We start from the raw sequence: 15,308 nt of genomic DNA, 5'->3' as shown, positions 1-15,308 counted from the left end.
GAAAATATAAATGAGTAGAGAAAAACAATCTGTAGTTATTGCTGGTGGAGGGAGTACGTATACTGCAAGTATTGTAATGCTTTTAATTGAAAATCAAGATAAATTTCCCTTAAGAAAACTGAGGTTGTATGATAATGATGCCCAGCGACAAGAGCCAATTGGTAAAGCGTGTGAAATTATCGTCAAAGAAAGAGCTCCAGAAGTCGAATTCACGTATACAACTGATCCTGAAGAAGGTTTTTCTGATGTGGATTTTGTAATGGCTCACATACGTGTGGGTGGCTTACCAATGCGTGAAAAAGATGAAAAAATACCTCTAAAATATGGAGTAGTTGGACAAGAAACTTGTGGCCCTGGTGGTATTGCATACGGTATGCGTTCTATTCCAGACGTAATTGAATTAATAGATTATATGGAAAAATATTCTCCAAACGCATGGATGTTAAATTATTCTAATCCAGCTGCAATAGTAGCTGAGGCTACACGTAGACTTAAACCAGATAGTAAAATAATTAATATTTGCGATATGCCTGTGGCGATTAAAAAATCTTTAGCAGATATTTTAGGTTTAGACAGCGAGAACGATATTGTCGATAGATATTACGGTTTGAATCACTTCGGTTGGTGGACGGAAATGTATGATAAAGATGGTAATGATTTAATGCCACAACTGAAAGAACATGTGAAAAAATACGGATACGCTTCTGCGAATGATGATATAACAAACCCACTTCTTGCTGAAGCAAGTTGGAACGATACATTTGTAAAAGCAAAAGATTTATATGCTTTAGATCCTGACACTTTACCAAACACTTACTTAAAATATTACTATTATCCAGATTATGTTGTTGAACATGCTAATCCTAACCATACTCGCGCAAATGAAGTAATGGAACATAGAGAAAAGAATGTTTTTGAAGAATGCCGCCGAATTGTTGAGAATGGAACCGCTGAAGATACTTCTATTGTACCTGGGGAACATGCAGAATTCATAGTGCAGCTAGCAAGTGCATTAGCTTATAATACAAATGAAAGAATGTTGCTTATTGTTAAAAATAATGGTGCAATATCTAACTTGGATCCAGAATATATGGTAGAAGTTCCTTGCATAGTTAGTAAAAGAGGTGTTGAGCCGTTAGCAATGGGCCCTGTGCCAACCTTCCAAAAAGGCTTAATCGAACAACAAGTTTCTGTAGAAAGACTTGTGGTAGATGCGTATCTTGAAAAATCATATCAAAAACTATGGCAAGCTTTAACTTTATCCAAAATTGTCCCAAGTGCTTCAGTAGCTAAAGAACTACTAGATGATTTAATTGAAGCAAATAAAGACTACTGGCCTGAATTAAGTTAAAATTTAAAAATTTGAAGTTATAGCTTATAATTGGCTATAACTTCTTTTGTACTTTGCGACTTATAATTAGGTGATTGACATGGACTATAATGAAATAATAATTAAACATTATGATGAACTAACGGAAAACGAGCTTTCAATGGCTACGTATATAAATCAAAATAGATATGATGTTACAAGGATGACAGCTCAAGAATTTGCTGATAAGAATTACACGTCAAAAACATCAGTAATTAGAATGTGTAAAAAGATTGGATTTAAAGGTTTTGGAGAGCTTAAAAGTTATTTGAAATGGCTTAATGATGACAAAATTACGAGAACATTACAAGACTTTCAAAATCTAAAGTCAAATGTAATAAAAGATTATGAAAGCACAATAGAGTATATCAAACAAAGTGATTGGAGCGAAATATTTGAAACCGTGTTAAAAAGCAAGTCGATATATACTTTGTATACTGGTCTAACTCAATCGAATCAAGCTGCTGAATTTCAACGGTTATTTTTGCTAATTGGAAAACCGATTATCGATATTCCAACCGCTGCTGATTCAAATGAGTTCAGACGGATATCAGAGCGTATAACTTCAGAAGATATTATAATTATAATTTCTCTATCAGGAGAAAACTTAAAAATTGTGAAGTATCTTGAATTAATAGAATATAGTGGTGCAAAAATAATTTCTTTAACCCAACCAACGACTAATTATTTAGCAGGTAAAGCAGATTTCAATTTATTTGCTAATACATCTACAGCTCCAATGCCTAAAGATTGGTGGATAAGGTCAGCAAGCTCTTTTTATTTAGTTATTGAGTCATTTTGTTTTGGTTATATTGATTATTTAAAATTAAAGGAAAGAGAGCAGGATGATTAGTATGAATATTTTTAAGAATTTCTTTAACAATATAGCGAAAAAAGAAAATGAGGATTGTATTGTTTATTCACCGGCTAATGGTGATATTCTTGATTTGAAGAATGTCTCTGATGAAGTATTTGCCTCGGAAACAATGGGCAAAGGAATTGCCATTATACCTAAAGAAGGTTCAGTACACGCTCCATTTGATGGTCAAGTTATGACTATCTTTCCTACAGGCCATGCTATAGGAGTAAAGAATAGTATGGGAGTAGAATTATTAATTCATATAGGTATTAATTCTGTTGAATTAGGAGGTGAAGGCTTTAAAGTTCTCGTAAAAGAAGGAGAAAGAATAAATCAAGGACAAAAGCTCATTGAATTTAGTATTTCGACATTGATTGAAAATAATTTGGACCCAACAATAATGATTGTAGTTACAAATACAGATAACTTTTCTAATATCAAACAAATAGATAATGAACAGACAGAAATCGGAGCTGAACTTTTATTTTTGAGGAGAAGAGAATGATCGAGTCAGAATTCTATTTACTCAGATATTAAAGGAGCAACCCATATTAACAAAAAGTTAATATGGTTTTTTAGTGCGCCCGGCATGGGCGATAACTCGGTGGAGAAAGTCCACTGCAGGCTTGGTAGTAGGAACTGCTAGCCGAAGGCAAGGGTGTCCGCCGTGAGGCGGAATCTGAAGGAAGCCGGAGGCAAATACTTGCGCTGACGAACAGAAACTTTATATCAAGGCTGAGGCAGATGGATGAGCTTGCTAAACAAAGCGAAGTCCGATACTACACGAAATCTGTAGCAGTAAATAAAGCAGCGGCATGAGTAGAAAGTTATCGCGCTTACCCGGGGAGGTCTCATGGGCGTCATAAGACGTAGTAACAACGAATCATGAGAAGTCAGCAGAAGCCATAGTAGGTAACAAAGTTACTGAAGGGCTGAACAACAATTTATCTTGAAGTAGACAAGGAGGTAGACGTTGACTCCTCAATGACCGAAAACACCCGCGATTAAGTTCAAATAAGGGGCGACCCAATGTGGAGGGATAAGGCTGGAAGCCGAAAGAGTAAGCATTGGGGTCAAGGACGACACTAAGAATATGGAGAACCAAGAACCAAGATAATATTTCTGAACGATGAATAAATCTCATGGCAACGCCAGAAAACTTACAACTGGCGTGCGAAAAGGTTTATGCAAATAAAGGAGCTCCTGGTATGGATGGGGTGACCGTTGATGATATTGAAGAACATATATCGGAATATGGCTCAGCTATTCTTCGGAAAGTGAAGGATGGAAGCTATCAACCCTTACCTGTAAAGGGGGTATATATCCCGAAAGAGAATGGGGCTAAACGAGCGTTAGGCATCCCGGTAGTTCGAGACCATATCGTCCAACAGATGATATTAAACATCTTAGACCCCATATATCGACCCTCACTTTTCAGACTATAGTTATGGTTTCAGAAAAGGACGCAATGCGCATGACGCGATTCGTCAAGTAGAAGCCTATGCGAATGAGGGGTATATATATGTCGTGAATTGTGATTTATCGAAATATTTCGACACGGTACATTATCAGAAACTATGAGTTACGTAGGGTACTACGTCAAAGATAAAACCGTGAATTATCTACTTTGATCATTCCTTGATGCAGGGTATATGGAAGACAGTCTCGTTCATCCAACCAAGAAAGGCACGCCTCAAGGGGACGTTATCTCACCGCTATTATCCAATATTTATCTTAATATAATGGATATGGAAGTCGAGAAACGAGGACATAAGTTTATTCGCTATGCGGATGACTTTAGTATTTACGTGAAAACTCGACGTTCAGGTGAGCGTGTGATGAAAAGCATCACGACATTTCTTGAGAAAGTGCTCTGCTTAAAAGTCAACACAGAAAAGAGTGAAGTGGTTCATATATCACGTATGAAACTCTTAAGGTTTGGCTTTACAATGATAGCGGGAAAGCACGTTACCGCCCCCATCGGACGGCTAAACAAAAGTTCAAACGACGACTCAAGCAACTGACGAGTCGCAAACAACCTGGAAGTTCCAAGGCATCGTGCGAGCGATTAATCAATACACGCAAGGATGGATACATTACCATGGGATTGGTCAAATGAAACATTTCATACAGGAGACAGCTGGATGGTTTAACCGTCGACTCCGACAATTGTGTTGGAGTCGATGGAAGAGAGTCAAAACCAGATACCAAATGCTGAGGAAATATGCGCTACCTCACGAAATAGCCATTCAGTACGCCAATAGCAGAAAAGGATACTGGCGTCTGTCAAAGCCCTATCAAATGAGCCTAGCCCTGCCTACAAAAAGACTCATCGTTTGGGGATTGAAAGATATCAATCACATCTATGAGTTCGTTCATACGAAATATTCAATTGTTGAACTGCCGTATACGAGAACCGTACGTACGGTGGTGGGAGAGGTCGACTAGCCAATTAATGGCTAGTCTCCTACTCGATTTTAGACTTTCTACAGATTGCTTGAGATCCTTGGTTTTGGTGTGTAGGTTGTCAGAGAATTATCAAGTCACCTAATTATCGACCGTTTACTCTCAAATAGGACTGAATGAGCATACTAACGGATTGTTAAGAAGAGATGGTCTGCCTAAAGGTACTGATTTTAATGAAGTGGATGAAGACTTTCCTAAGGAAGTAACCTTCAAACGACATATCATTCCACGTAAATCTCTTAACTACTACACTCACCTGGAGGTTTTCTTGGCCCATCTTTTGAATCAAACACCTGGATATTATGCCAGCCACTTAAGAAATATGGTTTCATCAAGAACCTGACTCCTCCAGAGTCGCTAGCGCCTTTCCTCTTGACTAGTCAGGAGTTTGATGAAGGGGGGTTAAGGTGGTTAGTACAAGTGTGTCACCAAGTTTAATCACTAATAATATAGTTTAAAAATTTCTAACTTAAATAGACAATCAAGACTTATAATTTTATCACTTTGTGATAAAATATACATATATCAATTACATCAAGGAGGAATCAATATGTCTCAAACGGTCAACGTAAAAGGGGTAGCACAAGGTTTCCATGGTGAAGTGACAGCGCACGTTACCCTTGAAGGGGACAAAGTACTCAAGGTCGAGGCAGATTATAGCGATACAGCCTATGTCGGCAAATTAGGGATTGAGCGTATGGTTGAGGAGATTCACGCGAAGCAGTCGTTGGAAGTGGATACGGTAACGGGGGCAAGTTTCAGTTCAGGAGCACTCTTAGAGGCGGCTAGAAAAGCTATTGCTTCTTATGAAGGTGAAATCAGTCAAGAGCAGGCACTGGATGCAGATTATAAGCTGAATGCTTCGGATACGGATGCTGAGTCGTCTGCTTCTGTGAATCCAAATCAGGTGCAGGAGAATACGAGTATTACTCAGGCAACGGTGGCTTATACGGCGGATTTTGCTTTTGATGAGAGTTATGATGTGATTATTGCTGGTTCTGGTGGAGCGGGGCTTTCGGCTGCAGTAGAGGCGAGTCGAGCTGGTTTGTCAGTCTTGGTATGCGAGAAGTCGGGAATTCCTGGTGGGACGACGAATTATTCTGGTGGAGTTATGCAAGCAGCTGGCACGCGCTATCAGAAGGAATTTACAGACTATCAGAATGACACCCCTGAAAAGCATGCGAATTTGTGGCTTCGGGCAAGTGAAGGCTTAGCGGATGAGGCGTTGGTACGTGACTTAGCTCAAGGAAGTCCAGATAATATTGAGTGGCTGGCTGAAATGGGTATCGAGTGGCAGGATATGTATGGTCATTCGCCTATTCCTTACGTGGATGAAGCAGATTACGCTGAGCGGATTCATGTCTACAAGCATGGCGGTGGATCGGGTTCGGGAACCTTTATTATCGAAGCGCTCTTGAAGGCCTTGGCAGAAGCTGGTGGTGAGATTCGCTATGATGCGCCAGTAACGAGTTTGATTCAAGATAAGGTGTCAGGTGCAGTTAAAGGCGCTCTCATTCAACAAGATGGTCAAGACATCTTCATTGAAGCCAAGCAGGGAGTTATTTTGGCAACGGCGAGTATTGACCGCAATCCTGCGCTTGCTAAAGATTTGAATCCTCAGCAGTTCCATGATTTGAACTACAGTACGATATTAAGCGCAGAGACGAATACTGGCGACGGAATTCTTATGGGCATGCAGGCTGGTGCAGCAGTTAGTGGCAATCACGGCTGTATCGATTTTGATGGTAAGACAGGTAATGCGACAAATAACCGTATTCCAAGTATGCCAATGATTTATGTGAATGCGGGGGGTGAGCGTTTCGTTTGTGAGGATGCAACGTATGCATATGGCTACCGAGCTATTTTCCAGCAGGAAAAGCAATTCGGTCGACCAACTTATATGATCTTCGGTCAGTCGTCGATTGAAGCACCAGGTTCTGCGTGGACGGCAGAATCTCTGCAAGTTGATGTTGAACAAGGTGTGGTAATTCAAGCTGAGACTGTAGAAGCCTTGGCCGAGGCGCTTAAGTTGCCGGCAAGCAGCTTGCAGCAAACATTGGCTTCTTGGAATGCTTATGCAGAAGCTGGAGAGGATTTAAGTTTTGGTCGGCAACAAGGCTTAGCCCCAATTAAAGCACCATTCTTCGCCATGAAGAATCGGGCGACGAATTTGGGCTCGATTGGAGGCTTGAAGATTAATGTGGCTTGTCAGGTGCTGAATCATCTGGGTGAGGTGATTCCTGGTCTGTATGCAGCGGGCTTGAATGCTGGCGGCTGGTTGGGTAGTTATTATCCGGGCTCAGGTACGGCGATTGCAGGGATTATTCACCAAGGGCGTAAGGCAGCTCAGACGATTGTGGGCTTGGGCTAGTTAATGCGTGATGGTTTGTAGAAAGTTTGTGTGTTTGCTTGAAGCTTTGTCATAGGTGAATGATCTTTTGGAGAAGAGCCGATATTACCTATTCACAAAACTCATTTTTTGCTTTATAATTATTTGTAACGAAGTCCTTTATTTTGGATTTGGAACGGCCATCCATTTCTATGATAAGGGACTTTTTGTTTAAGTGGATTGGATATAGCGAACCTTTAATTTAATGGAATTGTCTGGTTAGGCAGTGTGTATCCTGCCATGTTGTTAATGTTGCTAGGGAATAACGATTATCATGGATGGTGTCTTATGGACGATAAGTTAATTAAGGAACAAATTTTTAATATTACTAAGCAGGCTCGGGAAGAGATGAAGGATCATTTGATTGATTATAATAATCTGAGTAAGTCGCCTTTCATCGAGAGAGTTCGAGAGATTCCCCGGCATAAAGGTCGTGTGAAGGTAATTTTCGGGCAGCATGTGGATGCTGTTGATCAGAAGAGGCCTTTGTTAATCAATATCCATGGAGGAAGCTTTATTAGGCCAGGAACGGAGCGTGATTTATGGTTCTGTCAAGCGCTCGCCGAAGAATTTGGCATGCATTACGTTCATATTATCTATTCCTTATCCCCTGAACATCCTTACCCGCTAGCGGCGAAAGAGTGTTATTCTGCCATCCACTTCATTCTAGGAGCCTCCGAATTATATCATACGAAACAAGATAGTATTTATATTGTAGGGCGAGAGGCAGGCGCTAATCTAGCATTAGGTGTTGTCCAGAAATTATGTTCAAGAAATTTACCCAAACCAGCTAGGTTAATCCTTGATAGTCCAATTATGGATGTGAGTATGAGAATTCGCAAGGACCACGTTGACGCAGGCAAGATACCCCTGCTGTCAGAGAAATTATTCTACCAGCTGGCCTATGTAGGTGAGCATGATGCTGTAGACCCAATTCTTTCACCCAGTTACATGAATCCCCTTGCCATTGGAGCTTTTCCGCCAACTTTAATCCTAGAGCCTGACACGAACATTCATCATCAAATGACCCTTGGTTTAGCTGTTAAGTTAAAAATGACCACTAGGGATATCAAGTATTGTGATTATGACGTTGAAGATGATGAAAATCTCGACATAACAGGGGGCTATCATAAGAGTAGTTACGATCAGATAGTGGAGTATCTGTCACAAACCAACGACTTTTAAATTGGTTGGCGTTGAATGTGCAAAAGCGATTGTAGCGCATTTATAAGCAACATTAAGGTGAGCTGTATTGCTTGCAGAGACATCGTTTCTCCTTCGGTAAAAAGATTTAATTACAATTTGAGCACATCCACCGATTCGCTAATGGGAGTAGATGATGTCCTTTTTGAATGCACTTGCCTTAATGGGTTCATGAGTTGTCTATTTTAATTCGGCGGATAGACTAGAAGGACTTACCGGATAGGATGATGTTGACTGAGGGAGTACCTTTGTGGGCTGTTTCGTTTGAGTGCAAGAGCTTCGCGAAATTAATTTAGATAAATGAGTAGGAGATGAGGCGGCTACGGGTTTTGCGCTTTTGTTTATCTAAATTAGTTTAGCCAATGAGTGCATGGACCTCTGCAGTTCATCGCTGCGGACACGGTGGGCTACACTTGAGGTAATTCACCTATAGTGCTTTTTGAAGCTTGTTGATTGAACCGGCATTGTGTATGTAATACGTCGATAGAATCAGGTGTTCAGGCAAGGAGTCCGGTTGGCATGGCGCAAATGGTTTAAGCTAAGGTAGGGATTGAATTTTTGGTGTACCTTCAAACGTGCGAGTGGGCGAATCTCACTGGCACGTTTTTTGCGTAATAAATAGGCCAGTGAGTCTTCTGGCAAGGTAGCTGCAAGTAGAGTCACTGACCTTGGAATTATAAGTTGTGTGTGTCATAAAACTGGGTAACGTCTTTCAACACTGACCGGCCTTTGAAGAAGCCGAGTTCTTTGATTTCCTTGTTTGCTTCTGCGTGAAGTTCTTGAATTTCCTCTTGGTGAAAGGTTTCGGCTGAGAAGTTAGCGCTGAATTTATAGTGGGCGCTGCTTAGCAAATTATACAGATTTTGGAAGGTATCGCCTTTGTTACGGAAGGAGTAGTGTATCAGGATATCTGAAGGATCGGCTTGCTGGGCATAGACGATCATTTCGAGAAAGAAGCTGATGAGTTCGTCTTTGACGTCGCTATCTTTAGCCAGAAAGTTTGCATCGAGGTCTGGGTATAGGAGCGGCAAGTGTTCTGAACTGAGGACGATGTGTTGGACTTTGACGAGGATATAGGCGTAATATTGGCCGATCCAGATCAGAAGGGTCGCTCGGTAGTTATCAATGTCTTTGGGGAGGTATTCTCTGATAAGATGGTTTGCCTCATTGGTTAAGTGGCAGAATTTATTGTTGAGCCATTGTTCTTGTTCATTCATGAGTGGTACCTTCTGCAGAAATTCTCTGGTAAAACTTAGTTTTGAGGATGTCTGGATTGGCAGATGGATCGAGGTCTTGTGCTTGTTGTATTGTGTAGTGGCAGCCTTGTTGCTCAGGCGTCCAGCTAAGCTCCATTACTGCTGGTTTTGCTTGTTCAGCATGAGTTGGTAGCGAATGGGTTCTATGCAGTTGGTAGAGATAGTGTTAGTAATATAGGCCATTAGTTGCGGATTCAGTTGTATTTCAGATTTCTTTTTCGAAATATCATGCAATGATCATTTTTGGCCGTTCTCGGTGAGGTTGAAGTGCAGGTATGAATTTTTTATGGATTGGAACGAGTGTTCTGGGGGTTACTTTTAGTGAATATTTGTGTTGCAATAAGAAAGAGGTTAGCAGCATACCTCTAAAAATCCTGATCTCCTAGGTAACTTTTGTTACTTGGGGGATTTTTTATTTTTATGAAGGTGTGATGTGTGTGGGGTTAAGGTTAGCGGTGGTTCAAACAGTATATTGAATAGTTTGCGGTTATATTTACAAATGAAGCCACGGCGGGGTGATTGGCTGATTGAATATTGGTTTATGGTTGTACAGAGGTTAGGAGCTGGATTCCGTGGAGATTGGTTCCCACGGAATAAAAATGGCTGAAAATTCCTTTGGGAGCGGTGTCCGACGAAATCCGGCACAAACTTTGCGTTTAAGCAGAACTTAAGTTAGTGCTATTACCCTTGTTAACAAACAATGGCGTATTCAATTGCTTTAGCAAGAAGACACACCGTCTTCTTGCCAAGACTTCATTCTATTTAATAAGGAAGCCACGTCTCGGGCCGTGCTGATTGGATATTGGCTTGTGGTAGTGCAGAGGCAGGGTGCTGGATTCCGTGGGGCTGGAACCCCACGGCATAAAAATAGCTTAAAATTCCGCGGAGATTGGTTCCCACGGAATCCGAGGATGGTTTTTTGGGAGCTTCACATTTGTATTTTATATGTGTATAATGTACATAAAAGGTACATAAGAGGTGTATAAAATGAAAGTATCAATGCGATTTATTGTGGATTTGGAGACGAGTCGTAAGGCGGTTGCTTTGTTTAAGGAGTTGGGGATGAGTTTGTCTACGGGGGTGGAGTTGTTCTTGAAGCAGGCATTGCGTGAGGACGGTTTGCCGTTTCAGCCGACTTTGTCAAAGGAGGAGATTGAGCAAATGGAAGTGGATTTAGCGCAATCTTTACGCGGTGAGGGGCAGGATATTTGGTATGATACGGGTGAGGAAGAGATTCTTTATGATTAGTAGTTAAGCTGATCTGAAGGAAGCGCGTTTTTAGATAATAGGCTTAGGGCTAGGAGGATGTTATGGCTGAGGTGCAAAAAGAGCGTTTGTCGATTAATGTGGATAAGGCGACGAAGGATGAGGCGATGGCTTTGTTTGAGGAGCTGGGAATGAGTTTGACGACGGCGGTGAATTTGTTCTTGAAACAGAGTCTACGGGAGCGGGCATTGCCGTTTCGGGTGAGTTTGCAGAATTCTAAAGTTACTGATAAGTATGGCGAGCTTCGCCGAGGCAAGGGCGGAGTGGAACGGTCTGTGGCTTATTTGGTGGCTGAAGATGAGAGTGAGTATGAAGTTTAGTGGTGAAGTGAAGTTCAAGGTTGATGCTGGTTCAGCAAAGTTGTGTATAATTGCTTTGGTAAGAAGACAGACGTCTTCTCATCAAAGCTTCTTTCTATTTAATAAGGAATCCACGGCCCCCGCCGTGGCATCCCATCCCCATTCCCCATCCCAACCCAGCCCTTCTACACTCACACCCACCATGGACCAACTTCCCTTATTTTCAACCAGAAACTGCGAGTGTCTGTGGTCATTTTATGGTATAACTAGAGTAGGGAGTTTTTGGAAAGGGTGAGACGATGACGGTATATCATTTAAATACGACGTTGGAGCGGAAGGGCAGTAGTGTGGATCATTCGCAGGCTTATCGGGCGAATTTGTTGCGCCAGCTGGGGATTCCGGCGAAGTTTATCTTTACGCCGTGGTTTGTGCGGGGGAATTTGGTGGAGAATGCGCAGAGCTATGGCTTTGAGGCGGATGAGTTGCTTTGGCTTTATAATTATTTCACGGATGTAAGTCTGGCGAAGTCGAGTACGCAGGTGGCGGATATTCTGCCGCAGATTCCTTATGACTTGTCCTTGCGTGAGGAGACGGTAGAGTTTGTCCGCTATCATGAGCCGGAGGCGCAGGTGCTGGTGACTTTCTTTAAGGCGCTGGATGAGCGCTTTATTAATGCGGTAGAGTACGTTTACCAAGGGAATTTGGTGTTGAAGGAGCACTTTACCTATACGCAGACGATTACCGAGTATTTTCAGACGGTTGATGGGGTGCCGGTGTCACGTTTACGCCATTTCTTGAATGAGGATGGGAGCGTGGCCTATGAGGAACACCGCACAGAGGATGGGTCGGTTTTCCATGTGCGCGGGGACGTAATTTACGGGGTGAATGAGTTCATCGCTTATATGCTGGCGGATTTAGAGTTGAGCCGGGAGGACCTTTTTGTCTTGGATCGCAGTAAACGTCTGGGTCCGATTGTGACGGAAACGGTTCGCCGAACAGGTGGACGTGTGGCTGCGATGTTGCATGCGGAGCATTATGTGGCGCAGTATACGGATGCCCATCATATTCTGTGGCATGAGCAGTATGAGTATCCGCTCAATCAGCCGGATATGTATGATTTTCTCATCGTCCAGTCCGCGGCCCAGGAAAGTTTGATTAAAGCTCAACAAATGTACTACCTCGGTCATTCTAGCAAAATATTACGCGGTCGCGCCGGCAGTTTGGACCAGTTACGTCGTCCAGAGACAGGGCGCAAATCTTATAGTCTTATGACGGCGTCGCCTTTGGCGCCGGAAAAGCATGTGGATTGGGTGATTCGCGCTGTGGTCCAGGCTAAGGAGACTGTGCCAGAGTTAACGCTAGATATTTATGGCTCGGGTGCCGAGGAGCTGCGGCTGAAGGCCTTGGTGGAGGAGTTAGGTGCTGAGGACTTTGTGCACTTCCAGGGCCAAGTGGATGCAACGGAGCTTTATCAGACGTATGAGGCCTTTGTATCGGGGACGACGTCGGAGTGCTTCCCCTTGGCTTTTATGGAGGCGCTGGGGTCCGGCCTGCCGATTATTGGCTTGGATATGCCTTATGGGGCGGATCTATTTATCAAACCCGAGCAAAGTGGCTTTGCGGTGCCGTTAGCACCTGATGAGGCGGATACTATCGCCCACTTGGCCCAGGCCATCGTTCAACTCTTTACCCAGGAGGATTTGGCTGACGTGCGGGAACGCGCTTACCGGGCGGGGGAAGACTTTTTGACGGAAGTATCGCAGGAAGAGTGGCGACAAATCGCCGAGGAGGGCTTATGATTTCGATAATGTATGATTGGACCGTGCTGGGTCATGTGGCCTTGGAGACGCTGGAAGCGGGCGGTCGGCGGATTCTGGTCAAAGATGATGGCTTTCTACCGGAGGGTTATGAGTCGATTTTGACCTTGTTCCTTTACGGCAACAAGCAGCTGCCCTTTAAGCCGTTGTATTTCAATCAAGTGCCGGTGCCGCCGTTTTTCGACATTCAGGGGAGTCATGTTCAAGGTGAGATCTTCTACCGGGGCCAGAAACGGGGGAATATTCGCTACACTGATACGTCCGGCAAGCGTTGGGTGCAGTCGGTTGAATGGCTGAGCCCGAGCGGGCGGCTGGAGCGGGTGGACTTTTACAATCAGTATGGGCTGAATATGCACACGCTGACTTATTCCACCCAGGGCCTGCCTGAGTTGTCCCTGTACAAAGACCACAAGGGTCGGGTGCGCCTGGTGATGGACCAGTTGACTGGGTCCGTGATGGTGCATGATTTGGACGGTCGGACGCTTTTTGTCGAAAGCCTTCAAGCAGTCCAAAAAGAACTCTTCGCCAGTGTGCTTGCCCAGGCCGGTGAGGTGCGCTTCATCGAGCATCCCGAACTGCGGCCCTATTACCAGCAAGCCGCTGACATTGTCTACCCATATCCGACAGTGACTGAATTACCGGCCGGCCACACTTATACCGTATTCCACCCAGCAGTGCAGGAAGCCTTAGGTGAAAGCGCCCGTCCTAAAATGGACTTCGCCTACCCCTTTCAAGCTGAGAATACCGGCCGGGCCAGTGCGCTCGTCTTTACAGCAACTAGTGAAGTGCCAGGTCTGGCGACCTTGGTGGCAGCCTTACCGGAAGTGCAGTTCCATATTGCTACCACAACTAAAATGGCGGATCCTCTAAAGGATTTGGCGCGCTTTGAGCACGTGACCTTGTATCCGGCTGTGACAGAACCGCAGTTGGCTGACTTGTACCGGGATTGTGACTTGTTCTTGGATATTGCCCAAGGTGTGGGCGTACCGGGAAGTGTGTATCGGGCTTTCCTGCATAAGCAAGTAATCTTGGCCTTGGCCGAGGCGAAGCATGGACCGGACTTTACCTTGGACGTGCTGACTTTTACAGATCTGGACGCGATGGTTCCGGTCTTGCAGGAGTTTGCTGCCGAACCGGGTGCCTTGAAGCAATCTGCGGACGTGCAACAGTTTGTGGCTGGGGGGTAGATATATGGCGAGGACCGCTCTCCAGCGCTGGCTTGGAACGAATTCTTCGCGGAAGTTTGGGCAGGCTGGCTTGCTTGAAAGGACGCTCTTGTACTGCTTTTAGGCTGGTGACTGAAGGCACTTTTCCCTTTGGGCAGTAGCAAAGGATAGGCGCAGAAAAGACCGCTTTGCTTGTAGCCATTTTGTATGCAATAGAGTGCAGTTGAGACGCATTTTTATTTTTTCAGGTGAAGGGGTATATTCGGCGCTTGATTGCAGGTGTTCCTAACTTTTTTGCTTGTAAATATAGGGATAGGTGCTTGATTAAATATTTGTCGCATGGTTTAAAACGTGGTAAAATATGAAATGTATAATGCAAAGGTGGAATACAAGATGTCACAAAGTAGAGAAGATTATGTAAAATATATTTATGAGTTCGGTCAGGGGGACCGTGTTGCGAATAAGGATATAGCGCAAGGGCTGAGTGTCTCACCGGCGTCTGTCACGGAGATGTTGAAGAAGCTGGCCGAGGAGGAGCTTGTTGATTTGCGGCCTTATCAAGGGGTACGCCTGACGGATAAGGGGAATGATTTGGCGACGAGTTTGATTCGCAAGCATGAGGTTTGGGAGTATTTCTTGGTGAATGCTTTAGGTTATGAGAAGTCCGAAGTGCATGATATTGCGGAGATTTTGGAGCATTCGACGCCGGATGATATGGCGGAGCGCTTGGCGGAGTTTATTGATTATCGCGCGGATTGGACGGCGCATGATTAGTCGGTCGTCTGATCGGTGAGTAAGGCGAATTTCCCTGGGTTTATGGTGATTTTGCTGTAATTTTCTGGTGAACATATGTCAGGGAGGATTTAAGGCGAATGTTAGAGAAAACACTACGTGTGAACCAGCTCATTGGGTATTATTGGGATTTATTAACGGCCCACCAACAAGAGCTGGTTCAGTTATATTATGCAGATGATTTGTCTTTGGCGGAGATTGCTGAGCAGTATGAGATTAGCCGCCAGGCGGTGCATCGGACGGTGAAGCAGGCGGAGGCGAGCTTGGAGGAGTATGAGGCGAAGTTGGGCCTTTTGGTGAAGGCGAAAGAGCGGCGGGAACTTTTGGATCAGTTAGCTTCTGGGATTCATACTCGACAAAGTGCGCAAGAACTACTATTATTAGTAGATGAATTGAAAGAATTAGATGATTAAAGGAGTTTGATAC

Annotated in this window: 15 protein-coding genes and 1 pseudogene; 15 read left to right on the top strand and 1 reads right to left on the bottom strand. The window is 43.8% G+C overall.

Annotated features, from left to right (window positions below; translation table 11 throughout):
* Positions 1 to 10: 10 nt before the first annotated feature.
* The 9 genes and pseudogenes from CL176_RS06765 to CL176_RS06725 all read left to right on the top strand — a co-directional run bounded on the left by CL176_RS06765 (position 11) and on the right by CL176_RS06725 (position 8,268).
* Entirely contained in the window at positions 11 to 1,351 is a 1,341-nt protein-coding gene (locus tag CL176_RS06765; RefSeq protein WP_118990619.1) for a 6-phospho-alpha-glucosidase, read from the top strand.
* Positions 1,352 to 1,430: 79 nt separating this feature from the next.
* Positions 1,431 to 2,222 carry a MurR/RpiR family transcriptional regulator gene (locus CL176_RS06760; protein WP_118990618.1) on the top strand — a complete coding sequence of 264 codons (792 nt, stop codon included), beginning with the start codon at positions 1,431 to 1,433 and terminating at the stop codon, positions 2,220 to 2,222.
* A 1-nt stretch (position 2,223) separates the two neighbouring features.
* Entirely contained in the window at positions 2,224 to 2,733 is a 510-nt protein-coding gene (locus tag CL176_RS06755; protein WP_162890876.1) for a PTS sugar transporter subunit IIA, read from the top strand.
* Between the two features lie 637 nt (positions 2,734 to 3,370).
* Complete coding sequence (locus CL176_RS06750; RefSeq protein WP_162890835.1) at positions 3,371 to 3,673, top strand: reverse transcriptase family protein; 303 nt, start codon at positions 3,371 to 3,373, stop codon at positions 3,671 to 3,673.
* A 207-nt stretch (positions 3,674 to 3,880) separates the two neighbouring features.
* The gene (locus CL176_RS12850; protein WP_118990616.1) at positions 3,881 to 4,252 is read left to right on the top strand and encodes a reverse transcriptase domain-containing protein; all 372 of its coding nucleotides are present in this window, start codon (positions 3,881 to 3,883) and stop codon (positions 4,250 to 4,252) included.
* 34 nt (positions 4,253 to 4,286) lie between these two features.
* Positions 4,287 to 4,676, top strand: coding sequence for a group II intron maturase-specific domain-containing protein (locus tag CL176_RS13035; protein ID WP_420824180.1), 390 nt, complete (start codon positions 4,287 to 4,289; stop codon positions 4,674 to 4,676).
* Between the two features lie 118 nt (positions 4,677 to 4,794).
* Positions 4,795 to 5,037: pseudogene (locus CL176_RS12280) on the top strand (hypothetical protein); the annotation flags it as partial.
* A 207-nt stretch (positions 5,038 to 5,244) separates the two neighbouring features.
* Positions 5,245 to 7,065: an FAD-dependent oxidoreductase gene (locus CL176_RS06730; RefSeq protein WP_118990614.1), complete on the top strand. Its 1,821-nt coding sequence runs from the start codon at positions 5,245 to 5,247 to the stop codon at positions 7,063 to 7,065.
* 306 nt (positions 7,066 to 7,371) lie between these two features.
* The gene (locus CL176_RS06725; protein WP_162890874.1) at positions 7,372 to 8,268 is read left to right on the top strand and encodes an alpha/beta hydrolase fold domain-containing protein; all 897 of its coding nucleotides are present in this window, start codon (positions 7,372 to 7,374) and stop codon (positions 8,266 to 8,268) included.
* Between the two features lie 692 nt (positions 8,269 to 8,960).
* Here the strand turns inward: CL176_RS06725 and CL176_RS06720 are convergent.
* Complete coding sequence (locus CL176_RS06720; RefSeq protein ID WP_118990612.1) at positions 8,961 to 9,503, bottom strand: hypothetical protein; 543 nt, start codon at positions 9,501 to 9,503, stop codon at positions 8,961 to 8,963.
* Positions 9,504 to 10,529: 1,026 nt separating this feature from the next.
* Here CL176_RS06720 and CL176_RS06715 point away from each other — a divergent pair.
* From CL176_RS06715 to ylxM, 6 genes are all read left to right on the top strand, one after another.
* The gene (locus CL176_RS06715) at positions 10,530 to 10,790 is read left to right on the top strand and encodes a type II toxin-antitoxin system RelB/DinJ family antitoxin (protein ID WP_118990611.1); all 261 of its coding nucleotides are present in this window, start codon (positions 10,530 to 10,532) and stop codon (positions 10,788 to 10,790) included.
* Positions 10,791 to 10,852: 62 nt separating this feature from the next.
* Positions 10,853 to 11,128, top strand: coding sequence for a type II toxin-antitoxin system RelB/DinJ family antitoxin (locus CL176_RS06710; RefSeq protein WP_118990610.1), 276 nt, complete (start codon positions 10,853 to 10,855; stop codon positions 11,126 to 11,128).
* Positions 11,129 to 11,406: 278 nt separating this feature from the next.
* Positions 11,407 to 12,906, top strand: a complete 1,500-nt coding sequence (locus tag CL176_RS06705; protein WP_118990609.1) for a glycosyltransferase — start codon at positions 11,407 to 11,409, stop codon at positions 12,904 to 12,906.
* A gap of 338 nt (positions 12,907 to 13,244) precedes the next feature.
* Positions 13,245 to 14,111 carry a glycosyltransferase family protein gene (locus CL176_RS06700; RefSeq protein ID WP_162890873.1) on the top strand — a complete coding sequence of 289 codons (867 nt, stop codon included), beginning with the start codon at positions 13,245 to 13,247 and terminating at the stop codon, positions 14,109 to 14,111.
* Positions 14,112 to 14,483: 372 nt separating this feature from the next.
* Entirely contained in the window at positions 14,484 to 14,864 is a 381-nt protein-coding gene (locus CL176_RS06695) for a metal-dependent transcriptional regulator (RefSeq protein WP_162890872.1), read from the top strand.
* A gap of 98 nt (positions 14,865 to 14,962) precedes the next feature.
* Positions 14,963 to 15,295: a YlxM family DNA-binding protein gene (gene ylxM, locus CL176_RS06690; protein ID WP_118990606.1), complete on the top strand. Its 333-nt coding sequence runs from the start codon at positions 14,963 to 14,965 to the stop codon at positions 15,293 to 15,295.
* The last annotated feature ends 13 nt before the right edge of the window (positions 15,296 to 15,308 follow it).

This window comes from Suicoccus acidiformans (assembly GCF_003546865.1).
GTDB lineage: Bacteria > Bacillota > Bacilli > Lactobacillales > Aerococcaceae > Suicoccus > Suicoccus acidiformans.
Note: the sequence above shows the minus strand (reverse complement) of the source record. Positions and strands in the feature narration are given on the sequence as shown.